General features: G+C 54.7%; 10 protein-coding genes. 4 read left to right on the plus strand and 6 right to left on the minus strand.

Annotation, left to right across the window (positions count from 1 at the left end; genetic code table 11):
* Positions 1–72: 72 nt before the first annotated feature.
* The 3 genes from BM123_RS11540 to BM123_RS11550 all read right to left on the minus strand — a co-directional run bounded on the left by BM123_RS11540 (position 73) and on the right by BM123_RS11550 (position 3649).
* On the minus strand, positions 73–1626 hold the full coding sequence (locus BM123_RS11540; RefSeq protein WP_090168525.1) for a helicase HerA-like domain-containing protein: 1554 nt from the start codon (positions 1624–1626) through the stop codon (positions 73–75).
* A 175-nt stretch (positions 1627–1801) separates the two neighbouring features.
* A complete protein-coding gene (locus BM123_RS11545; protein ID WP_139211856.1) occupies positions 1802–2716 on the minus strand; it encodes an O-fucosyltransferase family protein in 915 nt (304 codons plus the stop codon).
* A gap of 24 nt (positions 2717–2740) precedes the next feature.
* Positions 2741–3649, minus strand: a complete 909-nt coding sequence (locus tag BM123_RS11550) for a DNA/RNA non-specific endonuclease (RefSeq protein ID WP_090168532.1) — start codon at positions 3647–3649, stop codon at positions 2741–2743.
* Positions 3650–3978: 329 nt separating this feature from the next.
* Between BM123_RS11550 and BM123_RS11555 the strand changes: the two genes are divergently transcribed.
* From BM123_RS11555 to BM123_RS11565, 3 genes are all read left to right on the plus strand, one after another.
* Complete coding sequence (locus tag BM123_RS11555) at positions 3979–4926, plus strand: DUF6624 domain-containing protein (protein ID WP_090168535.1); 948 nt, start codon at positions 3979–3981, stop codon at positions 4924–4926.
* A 376-nt stretch (positions 4927–5302) separates the two neighbouring features.
* Complete coding sequence (locus tag BM123_RS11560) at positions 5303–5845, plus strand: hypothetical protein (protein ID WP_090168539.1); 543 nt, start codon at positions 5303–5305, stop codon at positions 5843–5845.
* A 60-nt stretch (positions 5846–5905) separates the two neighbouring features.
* Positions 5906–7333, plus strand: a complete 1428-nt coding sequence (locus BM123_RS11565) for a flotillin family protein (RefSeq protein ID WP_090168542.1) — start codon at positions 5906–5908, stop codon at positions 7331–7333.
* A 229-nt stretch (positions 7334–7562) separates the two neighbouring features.
* Here the strand turns inward: BM123_RS11565 and BM123_RS11570 are convergent, their stop codons facing one another.
* A complete protein-coding gene (locus BM123_RS11570) occupies positions 7563–7907 on the minus strand; it encodes a hypothetical protein (RefSeq protein WP_090168545.1) in 345 nt (114 codons plus the stop codon).
* Positions 7908–8166: 259 nt separating this feature from the next.
* Complete coding sequence (locus tag BM123_RS11575; RefSeq protein ID WP_175489340.1) at positions 8167–9375, minus strand: amidohydrolase family protein; 1209 nt, start codon at positions 9373–9375, stop codon at positions 8167–8169.
* A gap of 144 nt (positions 9376–9519) precedes the next feature.
* On the opposite strand from BM123_RS11575, the gene treF reads away from it, so the two are divergent.
* A complete protein-coding gene (gene treF / locus BM123_RS11580) occupies positions 9520–11151 on the plus strand; it encodes an alpha,alpha-trehalase TreF (protein WP_090168548.1) in 1632 nt (543 codons plus the stop codon).
* Between the two features lie 243 nt (positions 11152–11394).
* On the opposite strand, the gene BM123_RS11585 is transcribed toward treF, so the two are convergent.
* Positions 11395–13158 (minus strand): sodium:solute symporter family protein, encoded by a 1764-nt coding sequence (locus tag BM123_RS11585; RefSeq protein ID WP_090168552.1) that lies wholly within the window; start codon positions 13156–13158, stop codon positions 11395–11397.
* Positions 13159–13173 lie beyond the last annotated feature (15 nt).

The following is a 13173-nucleotide window of genomic DNA, read 5'->3' on the forward strand; positions in this document are numbered from 1 at the left end:
TTTTTAATCTCTTTCAGGGTATCCGCATATTTCGATGCGGGAATTGTACTGCACGCGGAGCGTGCAGTAAGACTACCGTCTTTTATTAATGCCCAATACGCCCAGCAGCCCCCGCGTAAACTCCCGCGCAACCGTACGCCCGATCTGTCGGGTCGTTGTATTGCTCATGATGGTTTCCAGCATGGATTTCTCCTTGCGGCGAGAGCGAGAAGACGTCTTTTTAGCCTTCGCCTTTTGCTCTTCCATCTCCGCTTTATGCTCAGCGGCTGCGGCGGCGTCCATCTTTTTTTGCAGCATCTCGTAGGCGCTGTCCCGATCAATTTCCTTATTGTATTTCTTGACGAGCGGACTGCTGTCAACAATACTCTTGATCTCAGATTTGGTTAACACGTCCATCCGGCTCTCCGGTGCCCGTAGCATGGTGCGTACGAGCGGGGTAGGGCGGCCTTTCCGGTCAAGCGCCGTCACCAGGGCTTCTCCCGTTCCGAGTTCCGTTAACACAGTGTCGACATCGTAGTATTCCGTGATGGGGTAGTTCTCGCTGGCCAGTTTGATGGCTTTGCGGTCCTTAGCCGTAAAGGCACGCAGGGCGTGCTGCACTTTGAGTCCCAGCTGGCCGAGGATGTCGCTCGGAATGTCGGCCGGGTTCTGGGTGACGAAGATCAGCCCTACGCCCTTGGAGCGAATGAGCTTAATGATGGACTCCAGCTGGTCGAGCAGCGCGTCCGTTGCTTCCTCAAAGACCAGGTGAGCCTCGTCGATGAAAACGACGAGTTTGGGCCGGTCCAGATCCCCCTCTTCGGGGAAGGTGGCGTAGACCTCCGCCAGCAGTTGCAGCATAAAGGTGCTGAAGAGCTTGGGCTTGTCCTGTACGTCCGTCAGTCGAATAATGGATACCATCCCGCGGCCGAGTTCATCAATGCGGGTAAGGTCTTCTACCTCAAAGCTGGTTTCTCCGAAAAACTGCTCCGCGCCCTGGCTTTCCAGTTCAACGATTTTGCGCATAATCGCACCCGTACTGGCGGAACTGATTCGGCCGTAGTCGGCCTCGATTTCTTTTTTGCCCTCACCGGTCAACCACTGAAGAATCTTGCGGAAGTCTTTAAGGTCAAGCAGTGGCAGATCATTTTCTTCTGCATACTTAAAGGCGACGGCTACAATACCACTCTGGGTATCGTTCAGATCCAGCATCTTGGAGAAAAGGACCGGGCCGAACTCCACTACCGTAGCGCGAAGGCGGGCACCGGGCTCGTCGCTCAGTGTCAGTAACTCCACCGGGCTGGCGCCGGCGGTGAAGGGGTGACCGATGGCCGCGTGGCGCTCATCGATCTTCGGGTGGCCATCGCTGGCTACGGCGATACCGGAGAGGTCACCTTTAATGTCCATTAGCAATGTCGGGACACCTTCTTTGCTCAATTGCTCGGCCAGAATCTGAAGCGTCTTGGTTTTACCCGTACCCGTAGCACCGGCAATCAGGCCGTGGCGGTTCAGGGTGCCAAGCGGAATGCGGACCAGGCTGCCCGTCAGGGTCTCTTCTCCGAGCATCGCTCCACCAAGCACAAAGCTGGGGCCTTTAAAAGTGTACCCCTCTTCGATGGACTGACGGAATTGATCTTGGTTGGACATGCTTGTTTACTTTCTTTGGTTGGCAAGGTAATAAGTTCAGAACAATCTTCGGTGAATTGCAACTGACAGACATTTCTTAAAACGGATGACTTTTTCAAAAGTCACCTGTGATCAGGTCGCAAGGCCCTGAGAAGAAGGCTAAAGCCCGGGTTTAGGCGTATGCAAGACCTAACCCTTAAACGATGTCCCGGAAATCAGGTGCTACGCTGTAGCAGTTTTTTAGCTTAAAGTATTCTACCAACCGAAAGACATTCGAATGATGACTGCCAATAAAAACCTGGGCATTACGTGCGAGTTCAATGTCCACTATGAATCTTACGGTGTCCTGGTAAATTACCTCCTTCGGTTGTCGGTTGAAGGTGCGCTGGTCGTGGCCCCGTACGTTGGACGGGGTGTTCGTGAGGAGTTGATACTCCGGCAGGGCATCTTGTAATTCTTCAAAAGCGCGGTAGTCATCACAAAGTACCAGAACTGTAGGCGTGCTTAGCTTAAGGGCTTTCAACCTTTCGGCGTAGACTGATACCGCGTAATGAATATCTTCCCCCGTAGCGATTTTATCGCCTCGCCGGATGTGCAGGCAGGCGTATTTACCCGCTATTCGGCTTTGCTCAATTTCCTTTTGTATGGTCTGCTTTGGCCGCCAAAGGGATAAGAGAAATTGATGGAGCGAGGATTTCAGCGCTACCGGATCTTTCATCATTTGCTGTCGCCCTGCCTCTCGGGCTTGCCCGAAAAGGGGAAAGAAAAGGAAGATGTGCCTTCCTGCGATGGTTTTCAGTACAGACTTAAACACGACGTGTTTACCGCTGAGGTTTCTGTCCCAGACAGACGGATAATCATTCAGGTAAAGCCCGCCTTTTACCGCCAGGAAAATCAAACCGTTGACGGCCCGCAATCTCGTTGAGTCCAGGCTTGAGTGCCACAAAGGGCTGGGCTCAAAGTAATCTTCCCAGCCACGATCAACGCCTGCATTCCAATGCTGGCTATTCAGGACGAACACAGGTGGCTCCGGCTTACTCTGGTCCTTAGCGTACTGTAGCGCAAAAAGCAAATTGTTGATTTCTGAGCCAAACCCTCGGCCGGTAAGCATGTAATGAAAAACCGGAGTCATTGATTAGCGCACGTTGTTCCAGCTATTGACTCGTTTATCGTACTTCTTCTTGCTGAAGGGCCATAAGTCCGGATTGCCAATGGCTTCCAACTGTTTTTCCTGATCCGCAGGCATCAGCTCGGAGAAAAAATTGATGCCGGTGATACTCTCCACTTCATCTACACTCATGGCGTATTTAGGCAGCGGGTCAAAGCTGATCTCGTTCGGGATGACGAAGCCAATGGCTTTTTGCTCGGGGTCGTCCAGGTCGAGCAGGACTTTGTAATAGGCCGCCGGGATGGCAATCCGGTTATTCCGCCCAATCGTTCCTTTGGGGTCTTCGGTCATCACCGGGCCGGTAACAACGTAGAGCCGTTTGAAGCGGTTGGCCCAATCACGGGTAAGCTCTTCCAGCTCCCGCCAAACGCCCTGGTTGAACTGCCGGGCCTGGGGGCTGATGTTAGACATGTAGAAGGTTTCCTTGGCCATCGCCGGGTTCCAGGCAAAGTCAGCGAAGGGGGCCAGGTGACCCCGGTCGTAGCCGGAGCCCCGATAGTCATTGTCAGTAGCGGACTGTGTTCGTACTTCAGGGTCTGACTTGAAGTCTCTGGGCCGCTTACTCCATTCCTGCTGGAGGTTCTTGCGCTCGAGCACGTAGGCAACCCATTCGGCTTGTTCCCACTCTTCGTCATAACTAAGGGTGAAGCCATCGCGTTTGATTACCTGCCCGCGGGTACCCGCGGGAGCTACATAATCCTCGCCAGCGTAGTCAATCCGGTCATCGGCGGAATTTTCCTCTCCGGTCATACCGCCAAAGTTGCCAAAGGCCCAGACCAGGGCCGCGATGATAGCCCCGAAGATGCCAACTTTTGCAATGGTGCCGCCAGAGGCAGGCGTGCCCTGAGGCGTGTGGTTGCGACGTAGTTTTGCCATGGATGCGAAGGTAGGAAATTGATGGCTATACCGGCCACTACGCGCTCCCGGTCACCACGCACTCCCACGCGTGGGCGTCCTCATCGCGCGGAGCGCGCTGAGGACAATGAATGGCCAACGAAAACGATGGGTTCCCTCGTCGACTACGTCAACTCCGTCACCCATCGCTACGGTAGGTGCCCCTCCGGGGCTATGTGTGCGTGGTATCCTTGCGAAAACACAATCGATCACTTCATTCCAATTAAGGTTAATCATCGTTAACACCCGCCAAACATCCTGACTGCCGCATTATATTTAGGTCGTCATCGACGCCAAAACCACACGCCACTATGAAAGTATTCCTTTTACCATTCCTGTTCCTTTGTTTTAGTGTAGGCCTCCTTGCCCAGAACTTCAGCTCCACCGATCCTGCCTACATCGAAAACGCCAAAGCCGGTGAAGCTGCCCTGAAGGGTGGGGAATACGATGATTGCCTGGCGTTCTACGCCACCGCCTTCGCCATCAAGCAAACCAGCTTCCTGTCCACTTTGCGGGCTGCCGCCTGCGCGCACTCCGCCGGAAAGACGGAGATCCGCGACCAATACCTCGACAAAGCCTTCGAACTGAGCCCCGACGGCAGCAAGGGCATCTTCGAAAACTACGACGAGTTCGATTATTTGCGGGAGACCCCCTTCGCCCAAATGATACAGAGCCGCTTCCTCGCCGCTTTCCCAAATTTTAATCAGGATCTCGCCGATAAACTGGCCGAAATCCGCAAAACTGATCAGGAGCAACGGGGCCTCATGAGGGAGTATTCCGATAAATATGGGTGGGAATCTCCCCAAATGGATTCTCTCTGGAAAATACAGAACAGGTCAGACTCTTATAATACAGGATACATCACCGCAACCATTGAAATGATGGGCTACCCCGGCAAGTCAATTGTTGGCGATCAGGCCGGTACGGCTTTTCTCGTTATCCAGCACGCTGACTTACCCATACAGGAAAAATTCCTCCCCGTCTTACGCGAAGCGGCGGAAGCCGGGGAGCTAAGCTGGTCCTCCCTCGCCCTCCTCATTGACCGGGTCGAGATGCGTAACGGTCGCCCTCAGATATACGGTAGCCAGGTGAGCCGCGATAAGGAAACCAACGAGTACTTTTTCTCCGAAATCGCCGAGCCCCATAAGATTGATAGCATCCGCGCTACTGTCGGTCTTGGTCCCATCCAGCAATACGCCGACAACTGGAATTTCACCTTCGATCCGGATAAGCACATTGCCCGGCATAAAAAGGAATAGCCCGGCCACCACGCGCTCCCGCGCGTGTACGGACTCATCGCGCCCGGCGCGATGAGGGTGACCACGGAGTGGTCCAACACCCTTAGCCCCGGATGTAGCCGAGGGCGCAGCCCGAGGCGGAATCCGGGGTAAAAAGATGAAGGATGTATCGTAAGTGGCGCAGAGCGACACCCCTTCCTGCATGGCTCCAAAACAAATCTTTGCACCCGCGGCCGCGCCCCTTTCTTACTTTTCATTATCTGATAAGGACTCCATTGGTTCCCTGCCCGATGCACTCCATCGACGAGCATCCCGCCAATCTCGACGAATGCCAAATTTTTAGCACAACGAAACCCCCTCGGCAAAACGTTATATTGGTGTTAAAACGAAACGCACCATGATTGCCATACTTACCTACATTGCGCTTACCTGCGGCGTTATCCTGGTTACCTTGCTGGTACTATCCATTATCAGTGGTCTGGAGCTGGACTTCGACGTCGATTTGGACTTCGGAGACGCCGACGCAGATATTGACGGCGGTGGCGGGCTGGGTGTTATTAAGGGCGTGTTGGCTTTCTTCTCGCTCGGCTCCTGGGTGGTCAAGTTGTTCCTCATTTCACAGGTAGATCCCGTGCTGGCCTTCGTTGGGGGCGCGGCCGCAGGTGCAGTGGGAGTTTGGGTGTTGAGTATGATTCTTCGCTTCCTGCTCAGTCAGCAGGAGAATGTAAACTGGGCCACTGAAGACGCCTTAATGGAAGAAGGAACCGTATATCTCAAAATTCCCGCCGAGGGCGAGGGCCTCGTGCACATCCCCGTCCGGGGGCGCAAGCGCGAGCTCAAAGCCCGCTCGGCTGACAATAAAGAAATCCCGACGGGAACTCCCGTCATCGTTGAAGATCTCGGCCCGGATGGCTCCATTGTGGTTACCCCAACCGAGTAAACACCTATTACCCACTAACCCTGTTCACACTACTCTTTCACGCATTAAACCCTTTTTACCATGTTAGAACTAATTGGAGGCATTAGCCTCATCGTCGTCCTCTTCGTTTTCTTTTTGGTTAGCCGCTATAAGCGCTGTCCGTCGGATAAAATCCTCGTCGTCTATGGTAAAACCGGTGGCGGGCAATCCGCTAAATGTTATGCCGGTGGTGCTGCCTTCGTATGGCCCGTTATTCAGGACTATCGCTACCTCGATTTAACGCCACTGTCCATTGACGTTAACCTCAAGGATGCGCTCTCCAAGCAGAACATCCGCGTAAATGTTCCCTCTCAGTTCACCGTCGGTATCGGCGAAGATGAAACCCTGATGCTGGCCGCGGCCAACCGCTTGCTGTCGCTGAACCGCGACCAGGTGGCTAAGCTGAGCCAGGACATCATTATGGGACAGATGCGTCTCGTAATTGCCAACATGGACATCGAGGAACTGAACACGGACCGGGACAAGTTCGTCTCCAGCGTCTACTCTAACGTAGGCGAAGAGCTGCACAAAGTCGGTCTGCGTCTCATCAACGTAAACGTAACGGATATTCAGGATGAGTCCGGCTACATCTCCGCGCTTGGTCAGGAAGCTGCTGCGAAGGCCATCAACGAAGCCAAAGTTAAGGTGGCTAACGAGCGCCGTACGGGTGAAATTGGTCAGAAGGAAGCCGAGCAGGACCAGCGCACCAAGGTCGCTGATGCGGACTCCCGCGCTGCCATCGGTGAAGCCGTAGCCGAAGCCAAAGCAACTCAGGGCCGCAACGCATCCGCCATCGAAATTGCTAATTCTAACGCCGCTCGTGACATCGAGATGGCCGAAGCTAACCGCCGCGCCGAAGCCGCGCGTAAGGTAGCCGCCGCTCAGGCGCTGGAAGAGTCTTACCGAGCCGAGCAGAAGGCCGAGATTGCCCGTGCCGCCTCCGAGAAAGCCCGCCAGGAAGCCGAAGAGGTAGTTGCCGCTGACATTGACCGCCAGAAAGCCGTCATTGCCGCCCAGGCAGAAGCCGAGCGTCGCCGGGAGATCGCCAAGGGTGAAGCTGATGCCGTGCTGGCCCGCTACAAAGCAGAAGCTGACGGTATGGCCGAGCTCCTCAATAAGCAGGCCGAAGGCTTCGAGCGACTTGTCAAAGCTGCCGGCGGAGACGCCCAGTCTGCCATCGGATTCCTGATGGTAGATAAGCTCACCGAACTGGCGAAAATCCAGACGGATGCCATCAAGGACGTAGAGATCGACAAGGTCGTCGTCTACGACAACGGCAACGGGCAAGGTGTAGGCAACTTCGTCCAGGGCCTCTACGGTATGGTCCCTCAGCTCAACGACTTCCTCAGTCAGAGTGGCATGAGCCTGCCCGCCGGTCTGGTTAAGCAGGGGGAAGCCCCTGCTGCACCCAAAGCTACCAACGGCCAGTCCGCCGCTCCGGCGGAAGACGCCGAAACGATTAATGAGTAGTTTGATTCGTAGTTTTAAATGCGCCCGTCCTTCCCTTGTGGAGGGGCGGGCTTTTTGGTGGTCTCTACGCGCTCCTGCGCGTGAACGGCCCTGCCGCGGGGGCAAAAAGGACACGAACGAAAACGATGGGTTCCCCCGTCGACTTTGTCGACTCCGTCACTCATCGCTACGAGAGGCGCCCCTCCGGGGCTACAGAAAGTGGGAAAAGTAACGCCTTACGCCAAGCCCATCAGTCGTCCTTCCGGATCAATTCTGCATCGATAATGTTGGCGTCATACTGACGGTCTACGCTAAGGTGCCCCTTAAAGCGCTTTTCGAGATAATTGTACAAGATCCAGGCGGTAAATAAACCAGCGGGAATACAAATCAGACCAAGGAAAAAGTCATTCATACCTTCTACCGATCCCGGGCTGGTTAGTTCTAGCGCAATACCGAGCATAAGCCCAAAGCCTAACACGCCTGCGTAATAGACGATGATGGCCAGCAGCGAATACCCTATTTGGTTGCGACCGTACTGTTCGGCTAGTTTGTAAAATGGCTTTGCAAGAAAGTAGAGGAGGGCAAGTCCTAACATAGTTAATGGGTGTACAGGTGAATAATACCGATCAAATATAATGAGCTCCTGAATAAGTTGCAGGCATTATCCGGGCCCACACAGGGCAAACGCATCAAACTTCGTTTGCTACGTTTTTGATTGGCGATTGGCGATTCTCGATATTTGATTCTTGATTTGCTACCGCAAGTGACAGCTCACTGCGTTCGATCGAAACAAAAATCAACTATTAGATTACAGTTTTAGATTTGATGCGTTTGCCCTGGGGCCCACACTGCCCTCAAACAATTCTCTGCACCCGCGTCAGCGCCCCAATCCGAAATGATTCGGGCGTATCGCCTTCGAGGCCGGCCAGTGATAATAATCCGGGCTTTTTACCTACTTCAAGGCTGCCGAGTTCATGGTCGAACTGCAGCGCTTCGGCACCATTGATGGTCGCCCATTGCAGTAGGGTGTCGAAGGGGACATAGCTCTGGTACTTGCTGATGGCCCGGAGTTCTTCCAGGATGGAAAGCTGCCAGTTAGAGGTCAGGGAGTCGGTGCCGACGGTCACTTTAGCCCCTTCGGCAATGAAAGTGTCATAGCGCGGCAGGCGGTTCTCGATGTAGAGATTGGCGTTGGGGCAGGTGGCGAAAAAGACACCGTTTTTTCCCCAGGCTTTCGCGGCGCGGATACCCTCGGCCGTCGTGAGGGTATTGTGGACGAAGAGGGTGCGTTTCTCCGGGTCCATTTTGTCCATGGCGTGAAAGATGGAGCCCTTTCCCGTTGCTTTAAACCCTTCGATGCTGGCTCCGAAGCCCTTGAAGAAATCATGGAAGCCGCCGGTTCCGTGGCGAAAAAGTTCGTCTTCAGCCGGCGTTTCTTCACTGTGGATGGAGACCGTCTCGTTGCCGTCATTAAGGCCGTTGATCAACTCATAGAGCGGATCGCTGACCGTATAGGGCGCGTGCGGGACGGCACTTTTAGAGTTGCTGTCCATTACGCCAGATTGCCCCTCGTAAACCGTTTTGTACCCCTCGAAACTCGCCTCTGCGCGGTCGGGTTGCAGGAAGTCAAACATTTCCACAAAGCTGTAGTAGCGGATGGGGCTTTTGCGTTTGACGGCGGCCGTGTCGAGTTTGTTACAAATATCACCGACGGCCTGGATGCCCTGCTCCCACATATAGGCGTCCCATTTTTCGATGGCAGCATTAATTTCCTCCTGCGGCATCTCGCGCATTGTCACCACATCCACCAGGAAGGGCAATAAGGTTTTTCCCGTTTGACTTTTACCCGCCAGGTGGCTTAGCTCAAGGTGGCAATGGGTGTTGATGAAACCGGGAATCAGGATGCCGTCGTGCTTTTTGGGCGCGGCCGCAGGTGCCATGAAGGTTGGAGAAGCAGGGTCCAAAAGAGCCTCAATCTTCCCGTTGTCGCTGATGGCGATAATCCCGTCCTTAATGGGCGCAGAGGTGATGGGGTAGATCCAGGGGGCGGTGTGGTAGGTCATGTTGGAAAAATTTTGGCGAAGGTACGGTATGATCATCATGCACTACGGCCGGTGAAGCGAAGCCCGAAGCGTTCTGATAGGATCTTCGGGCGCTCACTCATTCACGCTGAAGTACCTACCTTGTACCGAGCTTAAAGATCTCGTATGCAAAGAATTCTTCTACCTTTTTTACCATTCATCATCTTCATTACAGGCTGCCAGGAAACATCCGTCCCTCCGGCCTCCGCAACCGCTGCCCCGATAGCGACCGAGGCCCGGAAATCTGACGCGCAGGCTGCCACCAAAAACCGCCAGCCCCCCGACCTGCTCTTCGGCGAACTCTTCCGCCGCGTACAGATGGAACGCATTTTTGCGGACGGTAAAACCTTCGTAGACATGGTTCCCAGGGCATCCGTCAGTGAGATTATGTCCGCTTACGATGCTGAGAAAGGAAAGCCCGGCTTCAACCTCAAAGCCTTCACCGAGAAATACTTCGCGCCACCGATGGCGCCCGAAAGTGGTTGGTCCAGTGACGGTTCCCGTTCGATTACGGAGCACATCAATGCGCTCTGGCCAGTGCTGACGCGTAAGGCCGGAGCTGATGAAGGGGCCGCCGGCAGCCTCATCCCGCTGCCCAATGATTACGTCGTTCCCGGTGGCCGCTTCCGGGAGGTGTATTACTGGGATAGCTACTTCACGCTGCTGGGGCTGCAGACGGCGGGTAAGGGAGAATTGGTACGGGACATGGTCGAGAACTTTGCCTATCTGATGGACGAAGTGGGCCACATCCCGAACGGAAACCGGACCTACTACCTGACGCGCAGCCAACCGCCCTTCTTCGCTTTCATGGTGGAGGTGCTGGCCCAAATGGAAGGCCCCGAAGTCTACCGGGAGTTTATGCCACAGCTCCTTGGTGAGCACGCTTTTTGGATGAATGGCGAGTCCGAGGTCAGTGCAGAAACCCCCGCCGTCGACCACGTTGTCCGGATTGAAGACGGTACCCTGCTGAACCGCTACTACGACGCCGGAGATCGCCCCCGGGCTGAGTCTTACCGGGAGGATGTACTGGCCATCCGGGAATCCGGCCGCGACAGCCAGACCGTTGCCCGCCACCTGCGCTCGGGCGCAGAATCCGGCTGGGATTACTCCGCCCGCTGGTTTGCCGATGGCAAAAACATCAGCTCGATCGTGACGACTGACATCGTCCCACCCGACCTGAACAGCCTCCTCTGGAAGCTGGAAGCGATGATCGCTGCCCATCATCCTGAAGACGGTAAACGGAGGCAGTTTCAGGATCGTGCCGCTAAACGAGGCGAAGCCATCGATAAATACCTCTATGATGAGACCACGCATTTTTATCAGGACCTGAACTGGACAACCGGAAAGTTCACCGATTATCTCACCCTGGCTGGTGTGTACCCGCTCTTCGTGAAAATGGTGGATAACCGCCACGCTGCTGACGTCGGTGAAGTAATTGCTGCGAAGTTCCTGGCCCCCGGCGGTGTCCGTACCAGCCTGACCGAAACCGGCCAGCAATGGGACGCTCCGAACGGCTGGCCACCGCTACAATGGATGACCTGCCAGGGACTAAAAAATTACAACGAAAACTCAGTGGCGAATCAAATCCGTGACCGCTGGATGGACAACAACGAACGGGTCTACGCCAACGTCAATAAGATGGTGGAGAAGTACAATGTAGAAGACATCAGCCTGGAAGCAGGTGGAGGAGAGTATCCCGTACAGGATGGCTTTGGCTGGAGCAACGGGGTGTATCTGGCCATGAGACAAGGATGGTGATCACGCAAAAGCATCTTTTTTCGAAAAATGGGACCAAATCATTGAAAAAATTGACAATTGTCACTTCCGAAGGAGCAGGATGTTCGCACTTTTACAGTGAGGTTAGTAAGTATGGTTTCTGAAAGAAATTGGACTTATTTCCTCAAGATCTAGTACTACGTGTTGTTCATAGTGTTTTTTTGGATGCTTCTTGATTTTATCGGGAAGCATTTTTTTTATGTCTTCCCGGAGGAGGCAGTTTCCTCAGAACCGGCTTCTGTTCATCCAAAGGAAAATGGAGCCAATGGCCGTAATCGCCAATGAAACTATCGTTCCCGTCAGATTGCCATAGAGGTAGAAACCGGTGGCAAAGAGTACGGAGTAGATCGTCATGGCGCCCAGGAGCATGGCCAGGATGCCGAAGGCGAGGTTGCCATTCCCCGTGGCGGTAGTACCTGCGGGCATGGCCGCGATAACAGGGTCCCAGCCGGGGCCACCGGGCTTAATCTTTTGGTAAAAGCTGATGAGGGTGGCTTCGTCCGTTGGGCGGGTCATAAAGGTGACAACGAGCCAGCCAACGGTCGTTAGTCCGATGCCGATGAGAAGCACCTGCCAGGATTCTAGTTCTGGTAAGCCGAGTGAAGGGTAGGCAAAGTTCATGAAGATGGCAACCGCAAAGGAGATAAACATCCCAGCAATCTCCGTGTAGGCATTGATCCGCCACCAGAACCAGCGGAGGATGAAGATGAGACCGGTGCCCGCACCAATCTGAAGGAGGATGTTGAAGGCCTCCAGGGCATTATTGAGTACGAGGGCAAAGAGGGCTGCCAGCACCATTAGGGCGACGGTGCTGATACGGCCGACGTTTACCATATCCTTCTCCGTAGCATCCGGTTTGCGAAAGCGCTTGTAGTAATCATTGACGACGTAGGAGGCGCCCCAGTTGAGGTGGGTGGAGAGGGTAGACATCAGCGCGGCGATGAGGGAAGCCACGACGAGTCCCTTCAGGCCGGGAGAGAGGTAAGTGAGCATGGCGGAATAAGCCAGGTCGTCGTCGATTTTGTCGGCGCCGGGGAAAGCTGTCCGGATGCTGTCGAGGTCAGGGAAAACGATCAGCGAAGCCAGGGCGATGAGGATCCACGGCCAGGGGCGCAGAGCGTAGTGAAAAGCATTGTAGAGAAAGGTGGCCCCAACGGCATGGCGTTCGTTTTTAGCGGCCAGCATTCGCTGGGCGATATAACCGCCGCCACCGGGCTCGGAGCCAGGGTACCAAACATTCCACCACTGCACGGCGAGGGGGATGACGAGTAGCGGAATGTACATTTCCGGATCGCTCATGTCAGGAATGAAGTTCAGTTTGTCGCTGACGTTGGGATGGGTGAACAGTTGGTCTAGTCCGCCTACCTCCGGTAAGCCGACGATGTAAATAGCGGCCCAGAAAGCACCAATCATGGCCAGGCCGAATTGAACGAAGTCGGTAATCACAATACCCCGCAGGCCACCCAGGGCTGAGTAGGCAACCGTAATTACACCCACCAGAATGACGGTCGTTTCGGCGGAAATGCCCAGCATCACGCTACCGATTTTGATTCCCGCCAGGCAGACGGTGGCCATAATCATGACGTTGAAAAACACCCCGAGGTAGATGGCCCGGAAGCCACGCAGGAAGCGGGCGGGGGCTCCGCTGTAGCGCATTTCATAGAATTCCAGATCGGTCATGACGCCGGAGCGCCGCCAGAGGCGGGCGTAGACGAACACCGTCAGCATTCCCGTGAGGAGAAAGGCCCACCAGGCCCAGTTGCCGGCCACCCCTTGTTTCCGTACGATGTCCGTAACCAGGTTGGGGGTATCCGCTGAAAAGGTCGTCGCAACCATGGAGACACCGAGTAACCACCAGGGCATATTCCGGCCGGAGAGAAAGAATTCTTTGGAGGATTCGCCGGACTTTCGGCTGGTCCAAAGACCAATTGCGAGAGAGACGATGAAGAAGGCAGCAATGATGCTCCAGTCGAGTGTTCCTAATTGCATGAGTAGTGTGGGTGC

It is taken from the genome of Neolewinella agarilytica, assembly GCF_900110645.1.
GTDB lineage: Bacteria > Bacteroidota > Bacteroidia > Chitinophagales > Saprospiraceae > Neolewinella > Neolewinella agarilytica.

Coding starts and splice junctions, on each gene's coding strand:
- BM123_RS11555 (WP_090168535.1), top strand. CDS start 3,979: ATGAAAGTATTCCTTTTACCATTCCTGTTCCTTTGTTTTAGTGTAGGC.
- BM123_RS11560 (WP_090168539.1), top strand. CDS start 5,303: ATGATTGCCATACTTACCTACATTGCGCTTACCTGCGGCGTTATCCTG.
- BM123_RS11575 (WP_175489340.1), bottom strand. CDS start 9,375: ATGACCTACCACACCGCCCCCTGGATCTACCCCATCACCTCTGCGCCC.
- BM123_RS11570 (WP_090168545.1), bottom strand. CDS start 7,907: ATGTTAGGACTTGCCCTCCTCTACTTTCTTGCAAAGCCATTTTACAAA.
- BM123_RS11540 (WP_090168525.1), bottom strand. CDS start 1,626: ATGTCCAACCAAGATCAATTCCGTCAGTCCATCGAAGAGGGGTACACT.
- BM123_RS11550 (WP_090168532.1), bottom strand. CDS start 3,649: ATGGCAAAACTACGTCGCAACCACACGCCTCAGGGCACGCCTGCCTCT.
- treF (WP_090168548.1), top strand. CDS start 9,520: ATGCAAAGAATTCTTCTACCTTTTTTACCATTCATCATCTTCATTACA.
- BM123_RS11585 (WP_090168552.1), bottom strand. CDS start 13,158: ATGCAATTAGGAACACTCGACTGGAGCATCATTGCTGCCTTCTTCATC.
- BM123_RS11545 (WP_139211856.1), bottom strand. CDS start 2,716: ATGCTTACCGGCCGAGGGTTTGGCTCAGAAATCAACAATTTGCTTTTT.
- BM123_RS11565 (WP_090168542.1), top strand. CDS start 5,906: ATGTTAGAACTAATTGGAGGCATTAGCCTCATCGTCGTCCTCTTCGTT.